At 73.5% G+C, this 18863-nt stretch carries 21 protein-coding genes; 8 read left to right on the top strand and 13 right to left on the bottom strand.

Annotated features, from left to right (window positions below):
- Window positions 1-2: 2 nt before the first annotated feature.
- Both codA and AB0O29_RS01905 read right to left on the bottom strand, forming a co-directional pair.
- The gene (gene codA / locus AB0O29_RS01910) at window positions 3-1304 is read right to left on the bottom strand and encodes a cytosine deaminase (RefSeq protein ID WP_365144522.1); all 1302 of its coding nucleotides are present in this window, start codon (window positions 1302-1304) and stop codon (window positions 3-5) included.
- A 67-nt stretch (window positions 1305-1371) separates the two neighbouring features.
- Window positions 1372-1539, bottom strand: coding sequence for a hypothetical protein (locus AB0O29_RS01905; protein WP_365144519.1), 168 nt, complete (start codon window positions 1537-1539; stop codon window positions 1372-1374).
- A gap of 90 nt (window positions 1540-1629) precedes the next feature.
- Between AB0O29_RS01905 and AB0O29_RS01900 the strand changes: the two genes are divergently transcribed.
- On the top strand, window positions 1630-3474 hold the full coding sequence (locus AB0O29_RS01900) for a prolyl oligopeptidase family serine peptidase (RefSeq protein ID WP_365144516.1): 1845 nt from the start codon (window positions 1630-1632) through the stop codon (window positions 3472-3474).
- A 43-nt stretch (window positions 3475-3517) separates the two neighbouring features.
- Window positions 3518-4369, top strand: a complete 852-nt coding sequence (locus AB0O29_RS01895; protein WP_365144513.1) for an SURF1 family protein — start codon at window positions 3518-3520, stop codon at window positions 4367-4369.
- On the opposite strand, the gene AB0O29_RS01890 is transcribed toward AB0O29_RS01895, so the two are convergent.
- The 7 genes from AB0O29_RS01890 to AB0O29_RS01860 form a co-directional block, all read right to left on the bottom strand.
- The gene (locus tag AB0O29_RS01890; RefSeq protein ID WP_365144510.1) at window positions 4347-5507 is read right to left on the bottom strand and encodes a hypothetical protein; all 1161 of its coding nucleotides are present in this window, start codon (window positions 5505-5507) and stop codon (window positions 4347-4349) included. The two genes, AB0O29_RS01895 and AB0O29_RS01890, sit on opposite strands and share 23 nt — an antisense overlap.
- Window positions 5504-6259 (bottom strand): SigE family RNA polymerase sigma factor, encoded by a 756-nt coding sequence (locus AB0O29_RS01885; RefSeq protein ID WP_365144735.1) that lies wholly within the window; start codon window positions 6257-6259, stop codon window positions 5504-5506. Before AB0O29_RS01885 ends, AB0O29_RS01890 begins: the two co-directional genes overlap by 4 nt.
- Before the next feature lie 184 nt (window positions 6260-6443).
- Window positions 6444-7520: an aspartate-semialdehyde dehydrogenase gene (locus AB0O29_RS01880; protein ID WP_365144507.1), complete on the bottom strand. Its 1077-nt coding sequence runs from the start codon at window positions 7518-7520 to the stop codon at window positions 6444-6446.
- On the bottom strand, window positions 7517-8791 hold the full coding sequence (locus AB0O29_RS01875; protein WP_365144505.1) for an aspartate kinase: 1275 nt from the start codon (window positions 8789-8791) through the stop codon (window positions 7517-7519). Before AB0O29_RS01875 ends, AB0O29_RS01880 begins: the two co-directional genes overlap by 4 nt.
- 89 nt (window positions 8792-8880) lie before the next feature.
- Window positions 8881-9528: a DUF5063 domain-containing protein gene (locus AB0O29_RS01870; protein WP_365144502.1), complete on the bottom strand. Its 648-nt coding sequence runs from the start codon at window positions 9526-9528 to the stop codon at window positions 8881-8883.
- Window positions 9521-10120 carry a recombination mediator RecR gene (gene recR, locus AB0O29_RS01865; RefSeq protein WP_365144499.1) on the bottom strand — a complete coding sequence of 200 codons (600 nt, stop codon included), beginning with the start codon at window positions 10118-10120 and terminating at the stop codon, window positions 9521-9523. Before recR ends, AB0O29_RS01870 begins: the two co-directional genes overlap by 8 nt.
- 85 nt (window positions 10121-10205) lie before the next feature.
- Window positions 10206-10553, bottom strand: a complete 348-nt coding sequence (locus AB0O29_RS01860; protein ID WP_365144496.1) for a YbaB/EbfC family nucleoid-associated protein — start codon at window positions 10551-10553, stop codon at window positions 10206-10208.
- A gap of 277 nt (window positions 10554-10830) precedes the next feature.
- Between AB0O29_RS01860 and AB0O29_RS01855 the strand changes: the two genes are divergently transcribed.
- The gene (locus AB0O29_RS01855) at window positions 10831-11556 is read left to right on the top strand and encodes an SLATT domain-containing protein (protein WP_365144493.1); all 726 of its coding nucleotides are present in this window, start codon (window positions 10831-10833) and stop codon (window positions 11554-11556) included.
- 15 nt (window positions 11557-11571) lie between these two features.
- Here AB0O29_RS01855 and AB0O29_RS01850 read toward each other — a convergent pair whose 3' ends face one another.
- The 3 genes from AB0O29_RS01850 to AB0O29_RS01840 all read right to left on the bottom strand — a co-directional run bounded on the left by AB0O29_RS01850 (window position 11572) and on the right by AB0O29_RS01840 (window position 14521).
- Window positions 11572-12222 (bottom strand): hypothetical protein, encoded by a 651-nt coding sequence (locus AB0O29_RS01850; protein WP_365144490.1) that lies wholly within the window; start codon window positions 12220-12222, stop codon window positions 11572-11574.
- A 169-nt stretch (window positions 12223-12391) separates the two neighbouring features.
- Complete coding sequence (locus tag AB0O29_RS01845; RefSeq protein ID WP_365144487.1) at window positions 12392-13060, bottom strand: GntR family transcriptional regulator; 669 nt, start codon at window positions 13058-13060, stop codon at window positions 12392-12394.
- A gap of 108 nt (window positions 13061-13168) precedes the next feature.
- A complete protein-coding gene (locus tag AB0O29_RS01840; RefSeq protein ID WP_365144484.1) occupies window positions 13169-14521 on the bottom strand; it encodes an aspartate aminotransferase family protein in 1353 nt (450 codons plus the stop codon).
- Between the two features lie 169 nt (window positions 14522-14690).
- Between AB0O29_RS01840 and AB0O29_RS01835 the strand changes: the two genes are divergently transcribed.
- The 4 genes from AB0O29_RS01835 to AB0O29_RS01820 all read left to right on the top strand — a co-directional run bounded on the left by AB0O29_RS01835 (window position 14691) and on the right by AB0O29_RS01820 (window position 17093).
- Window positions 14691-15332 (top strand): DJ-1/PfpI family protein, encoded by a 642-nt coding sequence (locus AB0O29_RS01835; RefSeq protein WP_365144481.1) that lies wholly within the window; start codon window positions 14691-14693, stop codon window positions 15330-15332.
- Complete coding sequence (locus AB0O29_RS01830) at window positions 15325-15873, top strand: MarR family transcriptional regulator (RefSeq protein ID WP_365144478.1); 549 nt, start codon at window positions 15325-15327, stop codon at window positions 15871-15873. The genes AB0O29_RS01835 and AB0O29_RS01830 overlap by 8 nt, the downstream gene beginning before the upstream one ends.
- A gap of 99 nt (window positions 15874-15972) precedes the next feature.
- Entirely contained in the window at window positions 15973-16386 is a 414-nt protein-coding gene (locus AB0O29_RS01825) for a nuclear transport factor 2 family protein (RefSeq protein WP_365144475.1), read from the top strand.
- 5 nt (window positions 16387-16391) lie between these two features.
- The gene (locus AB0O29_RS01820) at window positions 16392-17093 is read left to right on the top strand and encodes a LysE family translocator (RefSeq protein WP_365144472.1); all 702 of its coding nucleotides are present in this window, start codon (window positions 16392-16394) and stop codon (window positions 17091-17093) included.
- A gap of 58 nt (window positions 17094-17151) precedes the next feature.
- On the opposite strand, the gene AB0O29_RS01815 is transcribed toward AB0O29_RS01820, so the two are convergent.
- Window positions 17152-17631 (bottom strand): diadenosine tetraphosphate hydrolase, encoded by a 480-nt coding sequence (locus tag AB0O29_RS01815; protein ID WP_365144469.1) that lies wholly within the window; start codon window positions 17629-17631, stop codon window positions 17152-17154.
- A 169-nt stretch (window positions 17632-17800) separates the two neighbouring features.
- Here AB0O29_RS01815 and AB0O29_RS01810 point away from each other — a divergent pair, with 169 nt between their 5' ends.
- Window positions 17801-18862: an alpha/beta hydrolase gene (locus AB0O29_RS01810; protein WP_365144466.1), complete on the top strand. Its 1062-nt coding sequence runs from the start codon at window positions 17801-17803 to the stop codon at window positions 18860-18862.
- Window position 18863: the final 1 nt, after the last annotated feature.

Below are 18863 nucleotides of genomic sequence, written 5' to 3'. Positions count from 1 at the left end.
CCTTAGAGGGGCGGGGTGAAGTCCACGTCCGACGGCCCCTGTTGTCCCGGCCACCACAGCCGGGTCGGTGCGGGCGGGGTCTCGGCGATGACGGTGCCGTGCGCGACCACGTACCGGGGGCGGACCTGGCGGCGCACCGCCTCCTCCGGGGTCGGCGCCGGGAGGAGGACGAAGGACGCCGGGGCTCCCTCCGTCACCCCGTACTCGTCCGCGCCCAGACCGAGCACGCGGGCGGCGCGCTCCGTCACCATCGAGAAGGCGAGCGGGATCTCCTCGGCCCCAGTGAGCTGGGCCGCGTACAGGCCGACGAGGGCGGTCTGGAGGGGGTTGGCGGTGCCGAGCGCATTCCAGGGGTCCATCACGTCGTCGTGGCCGAAGGCCACGTTGACCCCGGCGGCCAGCATCTCCTTGACCTGGGTGAGGCCGCGCCGCTTGGGATAGGCGTCGAAGCGGCCCTGGAGGTTGAGGTTGGCGAAGGGGTTGGAGACCAGGTTGATGCCCGAACGCGACAGGAGCCGCTGGAGTTTGAGGCTGTAGGCGCCGTTGTAGGAGCCCATGGCCGTCGTGTGGGAAGCGGTCGCCCGCTCGCGCAGCCCCGTGCGCAGCGCGAGGGTGGCGAGCACCTCCACGAAGCGGGACTGCTCGTCGTCGATCTCGTCGCAGTGGGCGTCGACCCGCAGCCCGTGCTCCTCGGCCAGCGCAAAGGCGGTCCGCAGGGAGGCGATCCCGTCCTCGCGGGTGTCCTCGAAGTGCGGGATGGCGCCGACGACGTCCGCGCCGCGCGCCACGGCCTCGCGCAGCAGCGCCTCCCCGTCGGGGAAGGAGACGATCCCCTCCTGCGGGAAGGCCGTGATCTGGAGCGTCATCACGTCCCGGACCCGGTCGCGGACCTCCAGCAGGGCGTCGAGGGCCGTGAGCGTGGGGTCGGTGACGTCGCAGTGCGTGCGGACGTGGAGGACGCCCTGGGCCGCCTGCCAGCGCAGCACCTCGATGGCCCGCGTGATCACGTCCTCGCGGGTCAGGGTCCGCTTGCGCTCGCTCCAGCAGGCGATGCCCTCCCACAGGGTGCCGGAGGCGTTCGGCCGGGGCTGCCCCGCGGTCAGGGCGGTGTCCAGGTGGATGTGGGGCTCGACGAAGGGGGCGCTGAGCAGCCCGCCGTGGGCCTCGATGAGCACACCCGTCGCGGGCGGCTCCTTCTGGTCGTCGTACGGGAGGACGCGCGCGATGCGCCCGTCCTCGGAGACCTCCACGTCGTGGAGACCGTGCTCGTGCAGCAGCCGGGCGCCCCGGACGATCATCCGCATGCCGTCAGGCTAGGCGCACGCCGTCCATGTTTCACGTGAAACACCGACCGCGGCCGGCTGCCGTGTCTCAGCCGCGCTTGGCCTGTGCCTTCTGGTGCATGCCGCGGGTCTTCGCCGAGAGCGACTGGGCGTCCCTGCCCGCGGCCTTCGCGCGTGCCTCGGCCGCCGTGTTCTTCGCCATCGCCTGCTCGGAGTCCTGATGGTTGTGGTGGCCGGTACGGGCCTTCTTGGCCATGGTCAACACCTTCTCGGGAGCGTTCGGCGTACGTCCTCCACCATGCTCCCGTTCGCAGCCGTCGGCATCCCGGCGGCCCGTCGGGCAAGAATGGAGGGCATGACGAGCAGCGACAGCGACCTGACCCCCGGCGGGACCCCCGCTTCCGAGATGCCCGACTGGGAGAAGCGGTTCCGGGCCCCGCGCGTGGGCCTCCCCGAATGGGCCGAGGACGCCCCGGACCGCTCGCTCTTCGTCTCGAACGCCACCGGGACCTACGAGCTCTACGCCTGGGACCGCGCCACCGGCACGCAGCGCCAGGCCACCGACCGCCCCAACGGCACCACCGACGGCACCCTCTCCCCCGACGGCGAGTGGATCTGGTGGTTCTCCGACACCGACGGCGACGAGTTCGGCACCTGGGTCCGCCAGCCCTTCGCGGGCGGCCCCGACGAGCCCGCCACTCCGGGACTGGACCCCTCCTACCCCGCCGGGCTGGCCATCGGCCGCGACGGGACGACGGTCGTCGGCCGGTCCACCGACGAGGACGGCTCGACGATCCACGTCCTGCGGCCCGGCGGCTCCCCGGAGGTGATCTACCGGCACCGCGAGTCGGCCGGCGTCGGCGACCTCTCCCGCGACGGGACCCTGATCGCGGTCGAGCACACCGAGCACGGCGACGCGATGCACTCGGCACTGCGCGTGGTCACCCTCGACGGGACCACCGTCGCCGAGCTGGACGACTCGCGCGGCGGCACCGAGGAGCTGGGCCTGGAGGTGCTCGGGTTCGCCCCCGTCGAGGGGGACACCCGGCTGCTGGTCGGCCACCAGCGGCGCGGCCGCTGGGAGCCGATGGTGTGGGACGTGGCCGCTGGCACCCAGGAGGACCTCGCGATCGACCTCCCGGGCGACGTGAGCGCCGAGTGGTACCCGGACGGGACGGCGCTGCTCATCGAGCACAGCTTCGAGGCGCGCGACGAGCTGTGGCGCTACGACCTGGCCGCGCGGGAACTCGTACGGGTGGACACTCCGCCGGGGTCGGTCTCGGGTGCCACGGCGCGCCCGGACGGGACGGTGGAGTACCAGTGGTCTTCGGCCGCCGAGCCGGCCTCCGTGCGGTCCACGGCGGGCGGGGTGGTGCTGGACCCGCCCGGGTTCAGGCCGCCCGGCTCGGTGCCGGTGGAGGACGTGTGGGTGGAGGGCCCGGGCGGGCGGATCCACGCGCTCGCGCAGCGGCCGGAGGGCCACGGCGAGGGCCCGTTCCCGACGGTCTTCGAGATCCACGGCGGGCCCACCTGGCACGACTCCGACGCCTTCGCGGCGACCCCTGCGGCCTGGCTGGACCACGGCTTCGCCGTGGTCCGGGTCAACTACCGGGGTTCGACTGGCTACGGCCGCGAGTGGACCGACGCCCTCAAGCACCGGGTCGGCCTGATCGAGCTGGAGGACATCACGGCGGTCCGCGAGTGGGCCGTCTCCTCCGGTCTGGCGGACCCGGCGCGGCTGGTGCTGTCCGGCGGTTCCTGGGGCGGCTACCTGACCCTGCTGGGCATCGGGACGCGGCCCGACGACTGGGCGGTGGGGCTGGCCGCCGTACCGGTGGCGGACTACGTGACGGCGTACCACGACGAGATGGAGGCGCTGAAGTCCCTGGACCGCACCCTCTTCGGCGGTACTCCGGAGGAGGTCCCGGAGCGCTTCGAGGCGTCCTCGCCGCTGACCTACGTGGACGCTGTGAAGGCACCCGTGCACATCGCGGCGGGGGTGAACGACCCGCGCTGCCCGATCCGGCAGATCGACAACTACGTGGACCGGCTCGCGGCGCGCGGCGCGGTCCACGAGGTGTACCGCTATGACGCGGGGCACGGCTCGCTGGTGGTGGAGGAGCGGATCAAGCAGGTCCGGATGGAGCTGGAGTTCGCCCTCAAGCACCTGCCGCAGGGGCTGCCGCGCTGACCCGGCACCGGGCTCCCGGTGCGCCCCCCGTACCGTTGGTGGGGTGCACCGGTTTCTCCTGACCCCGCGCTGGTGGGGGATCAACGTCTTCGTCGCGCTCTCCATCCCCTTCTGCCTGTTCATGGGGACCTGGCAGCTCGGCCGGTTCGAGGACCGCGTCGGCAGCCACCGCGAGGCGAGCGCCGAGCGGCCCGCCGAGCAGGCGGCCGCGCCGCTGGACTCCCTGCTGCCGGTCGACACCACGACCTCCGGACGGCTGGCCTCCGCGGCCGGTGAGTACGGTCGGCAGCTGCTGGTGCCCGAGCGGGACCTCGACGGCAAGAGCGGTTTCTACGTGCTGACCCTGCTGCGGACCGACTCCGGCAAGACGGTCCCGGTGGTCCGGGGCTGGCTGCCGGGCACGGCGGACGCGGCGAAGGCCCCGGCCCCGCCGACCGGGCGGGTCGAGGTGACGGGGGCCCTGCAGGCCTCGGAGAACGCCGGCACCAAGGGCGTGCACGCGGAGGGCGGGCTGCCGGCCGGGCAGCTCGGGGTGATCGGGTCGGCCACGCTGGTCAACCTGGTGCAGGACCCGCTCTACGACGCCTGGCTGACGGTGCAGACCCCGGCCGACGGGATGGTCCCCGTCCCGGCGCAGGCGCCGAGCAACACCGGGCTCGACCTGAAGGCCTTCCAGAACCTCGGCTACACCGGCGAGTGGTTCGTCTTCGTCGCCTTCGTGCTCTTCATGTGGTTCCGGCTCTACCGGCGCGAGGTGGAGACCCTGCGCGACGCCGAGGCCGGGCTGCTGCCCGCGGCGGAAGCGACGGACGCGCCCGGCTCCGAGGACGCGCCCGGCTCCGCGAAGCCGGAGGCCCCCGCCGCGGCCTCCGCTACGGCGCCGGCTGCGGAATGAGGCCCGTCCGGTAGACCGTGCCGCCGCAGGCCTGCGGGATGGTGGCCTGGGTGACGGGGGCGCCCGTGGCGGTGGCCGGGGCGTGGGAGACGGCCACTCCGGCCGGGTCAGGGTCGGCCTGTCCGCCGGGCAGTTTCGCTCCGCCCGTCGAGCCGCCGGCCCCCGCCGGGGCGTCGGCGGCCCCGCCGGCCGGGGTGTTCGCCGGGCTTCCGCCGGGCTGGTCCGCCGGGCGCCGCACCGCACCGTCCTGCTGCTGGGGCGTGGCCGTGGGGCCGGGCGCCGCGGGGCAGGACTGCGCGGAGGGCACCCAGGCGAAGAAGACCTCGTACGCCTGCTTGGGCTGGAGCAGCAGTCCCGGGGCCTCCGCCGACGGGTCGGGCAGCCCGCTCGCCGGGTCCCCGGCGGTATGGCCCGTCACGGTCACCCCGCGGGGCTGTGCGGGCGGCGGGCCGTGGGCCACCGAGGCGGCCGTCACGGTGTCGGGGCCGGTGACGGTGCAGCCCCGGGCGGAGACGTTGGTGACCTTGAAGCCGCCGTACACCTTGCCGTCGGCCTCGGGGGCGCGGGCGCTGCCGGCCACCCCGAGCTGGTCGGCGGTGCACTCGGGGACCAGCGCGGCGGACCCGGCCGGGGGCTGCGGGCCGTTGCCGACGGCGGCGGTGGGCGCTCCGCTGCCGGAGGGGCCGGCCGACACATCGCCGGACGGGGATCCGCCGGGCTGCGGGGAGGGCCGTTCGCCCGGGCCGCCCGCCGTCTGCCCCCTGCCCTGGGGCCGCGCCGGCTGCGGCCGGGTCCCGCCGTCCGCGTCGCCGTGGTGCGCGTCGCCCGGGCGCGGGCCCTGTGCCTCGCCGTGGCCGGCCATCGTCGAGTGTCCGGCGGCCGTGCCGCCCTCGTCCTCGCCGCCCAGGTGCAGCGCCGCCGGGATCGCGGTTCCGGCCAGGATCACCGCGACGGCCGCCCCGACGAGGGCCTGCCGTTTGCGGGCCCGGCGGGCGGGCACCGCGTGGCGCAGCCGTTCCAGGGCCCCTTCGGAGGGTTCCAGGCCCTGTACGGCCCCGGCGAACAGACTGCGCAGCACCTGCTCGTCACCGGGGGCCGGGGCGGCGGGGCCCTGCGGGTTCTGGTGGTCGTCCCTCATGACTGCGCAGCCTCCATCGCCACCCTCAGCGCGGCAATGCCCCGCGATCCGTACGCCTTGACCGAGCCGAGCGATATCCCGAGCGTCTCGGCGACCTGGGCCTCCGTCATGTCCGCGAAATAGCGCAGCACGAGCACCTCGCGCTGGCGGCGCTGGAGTCCGCGCATGGCCTTGATCAGGTCGTCCCGTTCGAGCTGGTCGTACGCCCCCTCCTCCGCGCTGGCCATGTCCGGCATCGGCTTCGACAGCAGCTTGAGGCCGAGGATGCGGCGGCGCAGCGCCGAGCGCGAGAGGTTCACGACGGTCTGGCGGAGATAGGCCAGGGTCTTGTCGCGGTCGCGCACCCGGTTGCGGGCGGAGTGGACGCGGATGAAGGCCTCCTGGACCACGTCCTCGCAGGAGGCGGTGTCGTCGAGGAGGAGGGCCGCCAGGCCGAGGAGCGAGCGGTAGTGGGCCCGGTAGGTCTCGGTGAGGTGGTCGACGGTGGTCCCGGCCACGACCGGCGGCGTCTCGGCTTCACCGGCGGGGTCCGCGGCGGGTGCCGGGCCGGCGGTGGATCCGGGAGCCGCGGACGGCTCCGCGCCTTCGCGGGGCGAGGGCACGCGGCCGCCCGGGGTCGCTCCGACGGGCGGCACGGTGGCGGGTGGGCCGGCCTGCGGAACGGGCACGATCACAGGAAAGCCGCCGTACGCGCCGGTACGCCGGCGCGGGGGAACGATCCCAGGGCGCGCCGGTACGACGGCGAAGTCCAAGAGTGCCTCTGCCACGCCCGTTGGACACGCGTACCCCCGTGAGGGTTGTACGCGCGAGGCAGAGTATTCAGCAATTTCCCCATTGCCTTCATGCGTACCCGCTCTTCCCGATTGCCCCGTTTATCCAGGCGGCAGTCGGGCCATCACCTTGATCAAGGGATCGAACCCGATCCTACAAAGCGAATTACGCGGATTCACCCGCGATCAGCTCCGAGATCTGGGCGGCGTTGAGCGCGGCCCCCTTGCGGAGATTGTCCGCGCACACGAAGAACTCCAGGGCCCGGGCGTCGTCGAGCGAGCCCCGCAGCCGGCCCACCCAGGCCGGGTCCGTGCCGGCCGCGTCCGCCGGCGTGGGCCACTCCCCCGCCGCCGGGTCGTCCACGAGGACCACCCCGGGGGCCGCCTCCAGGATCTCCCGGGCGTGCGCCGCCGAGACCTCCCGCTCGAAGCGGGCCCGTACGGTCAGGGAGTGTCCGGTCACCACGGGGACCTGGACGCAGGTCACCGAGACGGGCAGGGTCTCCAGGCCCAGGATCCGCCGGGTCTCCGCCCGTACGGCCAGCTCGTGCGAGGACCAGCCGTCCGCGCGCAGCTCCCCGGACCAGGGCACCACGTTCAGCGCGAGCGGGGCCGCGAACGGCCCAGTGTCCTCGCCGACGGCCCGGCGCACGTCCCCGGGCTGCTCCCCCAGCGCGCTCCCGGCGACCAGCGACAGCTGCCGGCGCAGCGCCTCGGCGCCGGCCCGGCCGGCCCGGCTCGCGGCCTGGTACGAGGAGACGGCCAGCTCGGCCAGCCCGTACTCGGCGTGCAGCGCGCCCAGCGCGGCGATCATGGCGGCGGTCACGCAGTCGGGCCCCGCGACGATCCCGCGCGGGCGGTTGCGTACGGCGTGGGCGTTGACCTCGGGCACCACCAGCGGCACCTCGGGGTCCTCCCGGAAGGCGGCGGACTGGTCGACCACGGCGGCCCCGCGCGCGGTGGCGACGGGAACCCAGCGCGCCGACACCTCGGCCGGGGTCAGGAAGAGCACGACGTCGCCCTCACCGAGGCCCTCGAAGGCGTCCTCGGTGAGGGCGAGCACCTCGGTCTCCTCGCCGCGCACGGCCAGCACGCGGCCGGCCGAGCGCGGGGAGGCGATCAGGCGTATGGCGCCCCAGACGTCCGCCCGCTGGGACAGGATCTGGAGCAGGATCGATCCGACCGCCCCGGTCGCCCCGACCACGGCGAGCGCCGGGGCCGGGGCCGACCGGTGCGGACTCATCGTCCGGTGCCTCCGTAGACGACGGCCTCGTCGCTGTCGGAGTCGAGGCCGAAGGCCGTGTGGACCGCGATGACGGCCGCGTTCACGTCGTCCTGGCGGGTCACGACCGAGATCCGGATCTCCGAGGTGGAGATCAGCTCGATGTTGACGCCCGCGTCGGACAGCGCCTGGAAGAAGGAGGCGGTGACGCCCGGGTTCGTCTTCATGCCCGCGCCGACCAGGGAGATCTTGCCGATCTGGTCGTCGTAGCGCAGGGAGTCGAAGCCGATCTGCCCCTTCGCCTTCTCCAGGGCGTCGATGGCCTTGTGGCCCTCGGCCTTCGGGAGGGTGAAGGAGATGTCCGTCAGGCCCGTGGAGGCCGCCGACACGTTCTGGACGATCATGTCGATGTTGATCTCGGCGTCCGCGATGGCGCGGAAGATCGCCGCGGCCTCGCCCGGCTTGTCCGGGACGCCGACGACCGTGATCTTGGCTTCGGAGACGTCGTGAGCGACTCCGGAGATGATGGCGTGCTCCACCTGCGCGTCCCCTTGCGGATTCTCGTTGCTGACCCAGGTGCCCGGCAGTCCGGAGAAGGACGAGCGGACGTGGATCGGGATGTTGTAGCGGCGGGCGTACTCGACGCAGCGGTGCAGCAGCACCTTGGAGCCGGAGGCCGCGAGCTCCAGCATGTCCTCGGAGGAGATCCAGTCGATCTTCCGGGCCCTCTTCACGACGCGGGGGTCCGCGGTGAAGACGCCGTCGACGTCGGTGTAGATCTCGCAGACCTCGGCGTCCAGCGCGGCGGCCAGCGCCACGGCGGTGGTGTCCGAGCCGCCCCGGCCGAGGGTGGTGATGTCCTTGGAGTCCGCGGACACGCCCTGGAAGCCGGCGACGATGGCGATGTTGCCCTCGTCCAGCGCGGTCCGGATACGGCCCGGCGTCACATCGATGATGCGCGCTTTGTTGTGGACCGAGTCGGTGATCACGCCTGCCTGGCTACCGGTGAACGACTGGGCCTCGTGGCCCAGGTTTTTGATCGCCATGGCCAGCAGGGCCATGGAGATCCGCTCTCCGGCGGTCAGCAGCATGTCGAATTCGCGCCCCGCAGGCATCGGAGATACCTGCTCGGCGAGATCGATCAGCTCGTCCGTCGTGTCGCCCATCGCGGAAACCACGACGACCACCTGGTGGCCGTTCTTCTTGGCATCCACGATCCGCTTGGCGACGCGCTTGATGCCCTCGGCATCGGCTACGGAGGAGCCTCCGTACTTCTGCACGACAAGGCCCACGTGCGCTCCTCGCTCGGTCCGTCTCATTGCGGGTGCAGTCTAACGAGCGGTCGGGATACGACCGCCTCGTACCACATCATGAGATGGGATTATTTACGGCCGAGCCTACCGAGCTCCTGCTCCATGACCTGTCCGGCCTGCTCCACGAGGTCCTCCTCGGCCAGGTCCTCGTCGGTGTCCAGGCCGTCGAGGGCCGCGAGCGGCTGGTCGAGACGGACGTGCGAGATCAGCGACTGGAGGGCGCGCAGCGTGGCCGAGGCCGTCGGCCCCCAGTTGGTGAAGTACGAGAACTGCCACCACCACAGCGCCTCGGTGACCCGGCCCGCCTGGTGGTGGATGAGCCCGTGCCGCAGGTCGGCGACCACGTCCGCCAGGTCGTCGGAGATCCGGTGCGCGACCGGGGCCTTGCGCGGCTCGTACGGGTCGAAGACCTCGGAGTAGACGTCGACCGGCTCCAGCATCACGGCGAACCGCTCGCGCAGGTCGTCCACGTCCGGCTCCGGGCCCAGGTCGGGCTCGTAGCGCTCCTCGGGCAGGACGTCCTGGTACGCGCCCAGCCGGCCGCCCGCCAGCAGCAGCTGGGACACCTCCAGGAGGAGGAAGGGGACGGCGCTGTCCGGGTCCTCGCCCTTGGCCACCTCGGTGACCGCGACGATGAAGGACTCGATCTGGTCCGCGATCGAGGCGGCGAAGTCGTCCGGATCCTGTCCCAGGGCGTGCAGCGTTGCGTCAGACATCAAGAAGTCGCCTTCCTTCAAAGGCCCGCCCGAGCGTGACCTCGTCCGCGTACTCCAGGTCTCCCCCGACGGGGAGCCCGCTGGCCAGGCGGGTCACCTTCAGGCCCATGGGCTTGATCATGCGGGCGAGGTAGGTGGCGGTCGCCTCGCCCTCCAGGTTCGGGTCGGTCGCGAGGATCAGCTCCGTGACCGTCCCGTCCGCGAGGCGCGCCAGCAGCTCGCGGATGCGCAGGTCGTCGGGGCCGACGCCCTCGATCGGGCTGATCGCGCCGCCGAGGACGTGGTACCTGCCCCGGAACTCGCGGGTCCGCTCGATCGCGACGACGTCCTTCGGCTCCTCGACCACGCAGATCACCGTGGTGTCGCGGCGCGGATCACGGCAGATGCCGCACCGCTCCTCCTGCGCCACGTTCCCGCAGACCGCGCAGAACCGGACCTTCTCCTTGACCTCCAGCAGCGCGTGCGCGAGGCGCCGGACGTCGGTGGGTTCGGCCTGCAGGATGTGGAAGGCGATCCGCTGCGCGCTCTTGGGCCCGACGCCGGGCAGCCTGCCCAGCTCGTCGATCAGGTCCTGGACCACGCCTTCGTACAACGGACTGCCTTCTTTCGGTTCTGGTGCTGTGTTCCACAGGGGCTGTGTTCTACAGGGAACGGGGGCGGAGCGGGAAGGGGCGGGACTAGAAGGGGAGGCCGGGGATGCCGCTGCCGCCGCCGCCCAGACCCTGCGCCAGCGGGCCCAGCTTCTGCTGCTGGAGCGCCTGGGCGTTCTCGTTGGCGGCCTGGACCGCCGCGACGACCAGGTCGGCGAGGGTCTCGGTGTCCTCCGGGTCCACGGCCTTCGGGTCGATGACCAGGGCCCGCAGGTCACCGGAACCGGTGACGGTCGCCTTCACCAGGCCGCCGCCGGCCTGGCCCTCGACCTCGGTGCGGGCCAGTTCCTCCTGGGCCGTCGCGAGGTCGCGCTGCATCTTCTGGGCCTGCTGGAGGAGCTGCTGCATGTTGGGCTGGCCACCACCGGGAATCACGGGTACTCACTCCATCTGCGCATCGGCCTGGCTGCGGCCGTCGGGAACGCTCGGTCAATCCGAGCCTACGTGCTCCCCGGGCGCCGCGCCCTACGCCGGGAGGACCAACTCTTTCGGGTGAGAGACGGGGCGTGCGCGTCCCTGTTGGGGACCTCCTTGCGGGCGGAAAACCGGGGATTCGTTGTCCATCGCGTGTCATTCGAAGGTAGGAAGAGCATGCGCACCATTGCGCACACGCGCATCACGACACGTCAGTGCAGGCAGAGGGAGTGCCCGGGTGAGTCAGCCGGAGATGCAGCCCGAGGGGCCACCCCGGGATCCCGCAGAGGACGGCGACCTGACCGGCCGGCCGTTCCCCCTCGGCGACTGGGGCGAGCCCGCCGAGCGGCTCGACGAGCTCTACCGGCGGGTGGAGGCCGACGCGCTGCGCACCGCCGAGTGGTACCTGTCGGACCGGGCCTGGAAGCGGCGGGGCGCGCGGACCCTGCGGGCGGGCGCGGCGGTGGCCGCCGTCACGGGCGCCGCGATGCCGCTGCTGGAGCTGACCGGCTCGGCCCCGGGCGCGGCCCCGTACGGCTACCTCTCGCTGCTGCTGGCCGCCTCCTGCCTGGCCTGCGACCGGTTCTTCGGGCTGACCTCGGGGTGGATGCGGGACGTGGCGACGGCGCAGGCGGTGCAGCGCAGGCTCCAGACGCTCCAGTTCGACTGGGCCTCGGAGAACGTGCGGGAGGTGCTGGGGCCCACGGAGGGCACGGCGAGCGAGGCCGCCGAGCGCTGCCTGACGGTGCTGCGGCGGTTCTCCGAGGACGTCACGGAACTGGTGCGCTCCGAGACGGCCGACTGGATGGTGGAGTTCCGGGCGGGGCCGACGCCGCTGGCCATGCAGTCCTTGGCCGCCGCTCCGGCCCGCCCCGACCCGGGCGTGCCCCCGGCCCGTTTCCCCCTCCCGCCGGGCACCCGCCCGAACATGCCGCGCCAGCGGCCCCCGGAGCAGCCGCGCTGAGGGGGCCGGGTCCGCTCAGCTGAAGATGATCATCGAGCCCTGGCCCAGGCTCCGGGTGGCCGCCGCGTGCAGCCCCAGCCACACGTGCCGCTCCCGGGCGAAGGGGCTCGCGTCGTACGGGATCGGCCCCGCGGGCTCCTCCAGTGCCGTCGGCCCGCCCGGCGGCGCCGGTGCGGCGGGCGGGTTCATGGGGTCTATCCCGATCGCGGGCCCGACGAAGGCCAGCTCGCGCAGCAGCCCCTGCGCCGACCCGAGCGGCCCGCCCCCGGCCAGCAGCTCCTCGTTGGCCAGCGGCGCGGGGAAGTCCACCGGGACGTAGGCCCCGGCGTGGTCGTAGTGCCACACCAGGTGCGACTGCTGGGCCGTGGCCTCGAACATCTCCAGCAGCTGCTCGTAGTCCCCGCCCAGCTCGTCCACCGGCGTCACCGGCAGACCGCAGATCTGGAGCAGGTACGCCCGCCGCAGGAAGTGCAGGGCGTCGTAGTCGAAACCGGCCACCGGGGCCACGTCCCCGCTCAGGCCCGGCATGTAGGCGAACACGGGCACGGACGGCAGACCCGCCTCGCCCAGCGCCTTGTCGTACGCGGCGATCTCCTCCGCGAAGGGGTTGTCGGGGCTGTGGCACAGCACGTCGACAAGGGGGACCAGCCACAGGTCACAGGCCACGCGGGCTCCGATCAGTCGTTGCCGCCGATCCGGCCAGCGTAATGCGCCGGACACGCTCCGCGAAGGGGTGCGCAGAACCCGGCGCGAGGACCCTGCGGGAGGAGCCGGTGGGAGGAGCCGGTGGAGGACCCGTGGGCGGGCCAGGGGGAGGACCCGTGGGCGGGGTCCCTCAGAGGGTCGCGGCCCAGTCCAGGCCGTGCTGGTTGTACCCGCGGACGATGCGGCGGACGGCCTCGGCGTCGGCCAGCGTCACGGCGTCGACCAGCTCGCCGTGCTTGTCCCACAGCGCGGTGGCGGGCTCCGGGACCCGCTGGAGGTGGGGGACGGAGAAGACCCAGCACTGCACGCGGATCCGGTGCAGGAACTCGGTGATGTAGGTGTTGCCGACCAGCCCGCTGAGCTCCCGCCAGAACCTGAGGTCGTAGCCGATCAGCACTTCGAGCGAACCGCTGTGCGCGGCCCGCCGCGCCTCCTCGGCGCGGCGGCGCACGGACACCAGCAGCTCGGCCGAGCCGGGCGCGGTCCCGCATTCGACGAGCCGGCGGAAGATCCCGTCGAGTATCAGCATCCGGGCCTCGATCATGCCCCGGAAGTCGTCGACCGTGTAGACGCGGACCCGGAAGCCCCGGTGCTGCACCGATTCCAGCAGGCCCTGCGCGGAGAGGTCGACCAGCGCCTCGCGCACGGGGGTCGCGGAGACCTCGTACTGCTCGGCGATCTGCTTGACGGTGAACTCGGTGCCCGGGGGCAGCCTGCCCGCGAGCACCTCGTCACGCAGCGCGTCCGCGATCTGCTGTCGCAGGGTATTGCGGGTGACACCTCCGCCGCTGCCTGACATAGGGGTCCGTCTCCTCGGTAGAACTTCGGACACCTTAGGCCAGGCAGCGCGGCCGAAACCGATCGGTTCGCCTCCGCTATACGGAGATACCAGCCGATATGCGGACGATCAGCTCCCCGTGGTGTGCCGGTCGGCGACCGTCAGGGCCTCGTCGAGGAGGGCCAGACCCTCCTTGGCCTCGGCTTCCGTGACGGTGCACGGGGGGACGACGTGCGTCCGGTTCATGTTCACGAACGGCCACAGGCCTGAGGCCTTGCAGGCGGCCGCGAACTCGGCCATGGGCGCGTTGTCGGCGCCGGCGGCGTTGTACGGGACGAGCGGCTCGCGCGTCCCCTTGTCGCGGACGAGCTCCAGCGCCCAGAAGGTGCCGAGCCCGCGGACCTCGCCGACCGACGGGTGGCGCTCGGCGATCTCGGCGAGCCCGGGGCCGATCACGTCGGCGCCGATGCGGGCGGCGTTCCCGACGACGTCCTCCTCCTCCATCGCGTTGATCGTCGCGACGGCGGCGGCGCAGGCCAGGGGGTGGCCGGAGTACGTCAGTCCGCCCGGGTAGGGGCGGGTGGCGAAGGTCTCGGCGATGGCGCCGGAGATGGCGACGCCGCCGAGCGGCACGTAACCGCTGTTCACGCCCTTGGCGAAGGTGATCAGGTCCGGGGTGACGTCCCAGTGCTCGGCGGCGAACCACTTGCCGGTGCGGCCGAAGCCGGACATGACCTCGTCGAGGATGAAGACGATGCCGTAGCGGTCGCAGAGCTCGCGGACCCCGGCCAGGTAGCCGGGCGGCGGGGTCATGATGCCGGCGGTGCCGGGCACCGACTCCAGGATGACGGCGGCGACGGACTGCGGTCCCTCGAAGGCGATCGTGTCGGCGAGGTGGGCGAGGGCGCGCTCGCACTCCTCCTGCTCGGTGGTCGCGTGGAAGGGCGAGCGGTAGAGGAACGGGCCCCAGAAGTGGACGACGCCGGCGGAGGCGGTGTCGGAGGGCCAGCGGCGCGGGTCGCCGGTCAGGTTGATCGCGGCGGCGGTGGCTCCGTGGTACGAGCGGTAGGCGGAGAGCACCTTCTGGCGGCCGGTGTGCAGCCGGGCCATCCGGACGGCGTTCTCGACGGCCTCGGCGCCGCCGTTGGTGAAGAAGATCTTGTCGAGGTCGCCGGGGGTCCGCTCGGCGATGAGGCGTGCGGCCTCGGAGCGGACGTCGACGGCGAAACCGGGCGCCAGGGTGCAGAGCCGGGCGGCCTGCTCCTGGATCGCCGCGACCACCTTGGGGTGCTGGTGGCCGATGTTGGTGTTGACCAGCTGGGAGGAGAAGTCGAGGAAGCGGTTCCCGTCGTAGTCCCAGAAGTACGAGCCCTCGGCCCCGGCGACGGCCAGCGGGTCGATCAGGGCCTGGGCGGACCACGAGTGGAAGACGTGCGCGCGGTCGGCGGCCTTGACGGACGCGCCGGTGACATGAGGGGTCATGGCGCCACGCTAGAAGTGCGCAGGTGGGAAGGGATATCGGCGGACTGTATGGGGGTGGGGGGCGGTCCTCGGCAGTCTGTCTGCCCGGAGGATGGTTGACAGCATGCTGTCATAGTGGGAGCGTGGTTCCGTACCCGGCTGTCCCCGTCGTCCGCTCAGGAGGCGTCCCATGAACGGCAGTCCCGGCACCACGGCCCCCAAGCCCGTCCACCTCGCGGTCTACGACACGTACGCCGACTGGGAGACCGGCCACACCACGGCGCACCTCACCCAGCGCGGCTACCGGATCCGCACGGTCGGCCCTGCCGCCGGCGTCCCGGTCACCACCATGGGCGGCCTCCGCGTCCAGCCCGACCTCTCCCTCGCCGACCTGCGCCCCGAGGACTCCTCGCTGCTGATCCTGACGGGCGCCGGCCTGTGGGACACCGGCGCGGACCTGGCCCCCTTCGCGGCCAAGGCCCGCGCGTTCCTGGCGGCCGGCGTGCCGGTGGCGGCCATCTGCGGGGCCACGGCGGGCCTCGCCCGCGAGGGCCTGCTGGACGACCGCCCGCACACCAGCGCGGCCGCCGCCTACCTCGCCGCGCAGCCGGGGTACGGGGGCGCGGCCGGGTACGTGGAGGCCGACGCGGTCACCGCGGGCGACCTGATCACGGCGGGTCCGACGGAGCCGGTGGCGTTCGCGCGGGAGGTCTTCGCCCGGCTCGGGGTGTACGAGCCGGACGTACTGGACGCCTGGTACCGGCTGTTCCACGACTCCGACGCCACCGCGTTCCCGGTCCTGATGGCCGCGGCGGAAGCCGGCGATGCCTGAACCGCTGCCGCGGGACCCCGCGCGGCCCCTGTCCCGGCGGGAGCACCAGGACCTGCTCAGCCGGACCGCGCTGGGCGTGTTCCAGCTGAACGGGCAGTTCCTGGGCGTCTCGGAGGAACTGGCCCGGCCGGCCGGGCTGACGGCCGCGTGGTGGCAGGTGCTGGGCGCGGTCCTGACGGAGCCGCTGCCCGTCGCGGGGATCGCCCGGCGGATGGGGATCACCCGGCAGAGCGTGCAGCGCGTGGCGGACCTGCTGGCCGCGAAGGGGCTGGCCGAGTACGTACCGAACCCCGCGCACCGGCGGGCGAAACTGCTCCGCCCGACCGAGGAGGGCCGAGCCGCGATCGCCCGCATCGACCCGGGGCACGCGGAGCTGGCGGCCCGGCTGGCGGACCTCCTGGGCGAAGCGGCCTTCGCGGAGACGGCGGCGGTGCTGGAGCGGCTGTCGGCCGCACTGGCGACGCTGGCGGCGCCGGTGACGCCGGCGTCGGCGGCGGACGACGGGCCGGACGGGGCCGGGGTCGGGTCCGGCGGCGCCTGAGGTGTGCCGGCGTCCGGGCGCCCGGGCGAATGTGTCGAAGTCAATAAGCCTGCAGGCAGACCTTGTTGCCTCCGAGCGGCCCACCGCACACTGCGGCACATGGAGCCGTTGAAGGTAGTGGCACGACTGTGGGAGCGGATCGAGGCACGCGACTGGCACGGCGTGGCGCGGCTCGTCGCGGAGGACGCGGTCATCGAATGGCCCGTCAGCGGCGAGCGCATCGTGGGCAGGGCGAACTTCATCGCCGTGCTCAGCGACGAGGGCCCGGACGCGGAGGAGAGGTCCGTCGGCGGGGTGGAGGTGCTGCGCATCCTCGCCGACGGGGACCTCGTCGTCACCGAGGTGGAGATACCAGAGGACCACGTGCTGTACCGGGCCGTCTCCCTCTGGACGGTGCGGGACGGGGAGGTCGTCGCCGCCCGGGAGTACTGGACCAGCCCTGGACAGGACCCCGCGCCCCGCTGGAGGGCGGGGTACGTCGAGCCGTTGGCGGTGGACCGGGTGGCAGACTGAGCCGCGTGCTCACGCAACTCGCAGCGGCGACCGGGGTCCTGGCCCTGCTGACCCTCGTGCCCGGGCCGGACATGGCCGTCGTGACCCGGCAGGCCGTCTCGCGGGGGCGGGCGGACGGGCTGCGCACCGTCGGCGGGATCGCCGCCGGGCTGCTGCTCTGGGGCGCCCTCACCGTGGCCGGTCTCGCGGCGCTCCTCGCCGCGTCGGCGGAGGTGTACCTGGCGGTCAAGCTGGCGGGAGCCGCCTACCTGTGCTTCCTCGGCGTGCAGTCGCTGCGGCGGCCGGGGGTGCGGGGCCCGGCGGACGGGGGCGAGGCCGGGGCCGATGGCGGGGACAGGGCCGGCGGCCTTGGCAGGGCCGGTGGTGGCGATGGCGGTAGCGGTAGCGCCGTGGACGGCGGTCGGCGTGAGCGGGGCGGCGCCTGGCGGACCGGGCTGGTCAACAACGCCCTCAACCCGAAGATCGCCGTGTTCTACACGGGCCTGCTCCCCACGCTCGCACCGCCCGGCCTGCGCCCGGCGGCGGGGATGGCGCTGCTGGTGCTGGTCCACGTGCTGCTGACGCTGGCCTGGCTGGGCACGTACGTCTACGTGTTGTCGCGCGCCCGGCGCTTCTTCGCCCGGCCGCGCGTCCGCCGGGCGATGGACCGGGTGACGGGGGTGGTCCTGATCGGGTTCGGGGTGCGGGTGGCGACGTCGGCGTCGTAGCCGGGGGCGCCGTAGCCGGGGGCGTCGGGACGGTCGGCCGGCGAGGCGTCGGGGCACTTCAGCCGGCGAGGCGGTCCAGTTCCTCGGTGACGGCGGCGCGCAGCGCGTCGTGGCGGGGGGCCAGGGCGTGCCCGTCGCCGCGCCAGTACCCCTCGTCGGAGTAGCGCCAGACCGGCATCCGCACGAGGTCGGCGGGCTCCCAGTCGTAGCGGGGCCAGATGTGGGCGTGGAGGTACGGGTCGGTGTTGCCCAGGATCTCGATGTTCACGCGGCGGAAGGCCGGGTCGAGGCGGGCGCAGGCACGCTCGACGGCCTCGGCGAGCCGCTCCAGGTCGGTGAGGTAGGCGCTCCGGCGGGCCGGCGGAAGGTCCGAGAGACGGGTCACGGCGGGGTCGTCGGTCAGCAGGACCGAGTAGCCCGGGAGGAACTGGCGGTCTCCGATCACGGCGAATCCGGCGTCGAGGCGGCGCAGGACGGTGGGGTTCTGCCCCCGGTGGGCGCTGCCGATGCGGTCGTGCCGCCAGTCGTGGTCGCTCATTCCCGGACCCTAACCGAGCGGTCCTGGCTCTCAGGTAGGACGTGTCATACCTGAGAGCCAGCCGCGAAGCCCGCTCCCCGGTGTGATGCCGACCAGGGGTGCGGATTCCTAACTTCGTTACCAGAGCGGGCGAGTGCCCGATCGGGAGCGAGGCACGGGGGGCACCGCCATGAACAGCACCGGTATGGACGGCAACGGTACGGACGGCACCGGTACGGACGGCAACGTCACGGACGGTGTCGGCGTGAACGGCGCCGCCGGGGACGGCGGGCCTGGCGGGGGGAGCGGCCGGAGCGTGCGGCGGGGACGGGTCCTGCGCACGGTGCTGGCCGGGTTCGTCGCGGCGGCCGTCATCGTGCCCGTGTCCGCCGCCGCGTCCCCCCGGGTGCCGGCCCCCGCGCCGGCGGTGCTCGCCGATTCCGCCGGACCGCGTGAGCGTTACGCCGCGAACCTCGCCAACCTGGCCGAGGCGGCCCGCACGGCCGAGGACGCGGGCCGGAGCGGGCGGGCCGCGAAGCTGCGGGAGATGGCCTCGGCGGGAGCGGGGGACGCCCGGTTCCTCACCTTCGACGGGCGGGGCACGGGGCGGGCGGTGGAGGTGTTCGGCGAACTGGGCACCGCCGACCGGATCGCGGTGCTGGTGCCCGGCTCCGACACGAACCTCGACACCTACCGGCGCTTCCGCGACGGGGCGTTGAGCCTCCAGCGGCGGCTGGTGGCGGAGCATCCGCGTTCCGCGGTGGTCGCCTGGCTCGGGTACGACACCCCGGGCACCGTCAGCACCACCGTGCTGACCGCCGACCGGGCCGACCGGGCCGCCGCCGAACTGGGCCCCTTCCTCTCCCGGTTGCGGGGCCTCACTCCGGACGGGGCCCGGATATCGCTGCTCTGCCACTCCTACGGCTCGGTGGCCTGCGCCCGTACGGCCACCGGCCCCGAGGTGACGGACGTCGCGCTCTTCGGCAGCCCGGGGACGGGGGCCGACACCGCCGCCGCACTGCCGACGCACGCCCGGATATGGGCCGGCCGGGGCAGCGGGGACTGGATCGGGGACGTGCCCCATGTCCGGCTCGGCGGGGTCGGGTTCGGCACCGACCCGGTGGACCCCGCCTTCGGCGCCCGGATCTTCCCCGCGGGCACCGCCGGGCACAGCGACTACCTCAAGCCCGGCACCGCCTCCCTCGACAGCCTGGCCCGCATCGTTCTCGGCACGGAGGTGCCCCGTGCCTGAG

Source organism: Streptomyces sp. NPDC089915 (assembly GCF_040684675.1).
Lineage (GTDB): Bacteria > Actinomycetota > Actinomycetes > Streptomycetales > Streptomycetaceae > Streptomyces.
This window is presented reverse-complemented; position numbering and strand designations above follow the sequence as displayed.

Bases quoted from the DNA above. Each gene is read 5' to 3' on its own strand.
- AB0O29_RS01810 (WP_365144466.1), top strand. From the start codon at position 17,801: ATGAACAGCACCGGTATGGACGGCAACGGTACGGACGGCACCGGTACG.
- AB0O29_RS01845 (WP_365144487.1), bottom strand. From the start codon at position 13,060: ATGTCAGGCAGCGGCGGAGGTGTCACCCGCAATACCCTGCGACAGCAG.
- AB0O29_RS01835 (WP_365144481.1), top strand. From the start codon at position 14,691: ATGAACGGCAGTCCCGGCACCACGGCCCCCAAGCCCGTCCACCTCGCG.
- AB0O29_RS01825 (WP_365144475.1), top strand. From the start codon at position 15,973: ATGGAGCCGTTGAAGGTAGTGGCACGACTGTGGGAGCGGATCGAGGCA.
- AB0O29_RS01815 (WP_365144469.1), bottom strand. From the start codon at position 17,631: ATGAGCGACCACGACTGGCGGCACGACCGCATCGGCAGCGCCCACCGG.
- codA (WP_365144522.1), bottom strand. From the start codon at position 1,304: ATGCGGATGATCGTCCGGGGCGCCCGGCTGCTGCACGAGCACGGTCTC.
- AB0O29_RS01830 (WP_365144478.1), top strand. From the start codon at position 15,325: ATGCCTGAACCGCTGCCGCGGGACCCCGCGCGGCCCCTGTCCCGGCGG.
- AB0O29_RS01840 (WP_365144484.1), bottom strand. From the start codon at position 14,521: ATGACCCCTCATGTCACCGGCGCGTCCGTCAAGGCCGCCGACCGCGCG.
- AB0O29_RS01900 (WP_365144516.1), top strand. From the start codon at position 1,630: ATGGAGGGCATGACGAGCAGCGACAGCGACCTGACCCCCGGCGGGACC.
- AB0O29_RS01880 (WP_365144507.1), bottom strand. From the start codon at position 7,520: ATGAGTCCGCACCGGTCGGCCCCGGCCCCGGCGCTCGCCGTGGTCGGG.
- AB0O29_RS01905 (WP_365144519.1), bottom strand. From the start codon at position 1,539: ATGGCCAAGAAGGCCCGTACCGGCCACCACAACCATCAGGACTCCGAG.
- AB0O29_RS01870 (WP_365144502.1), bottom strand. From the start codon at position 9,528: ATGTCTGACGCAACGCTGCACGCCCTGGGACAGGATCCGGACGACTTC.
- AB0O29_RS01890 (WP_365144510.1), bottom strand. From the start codon at position 5,507: ATGAGGGACGACCACCAGAACCCGCAGGGCCCCGCCGCCCCGGCCCCC.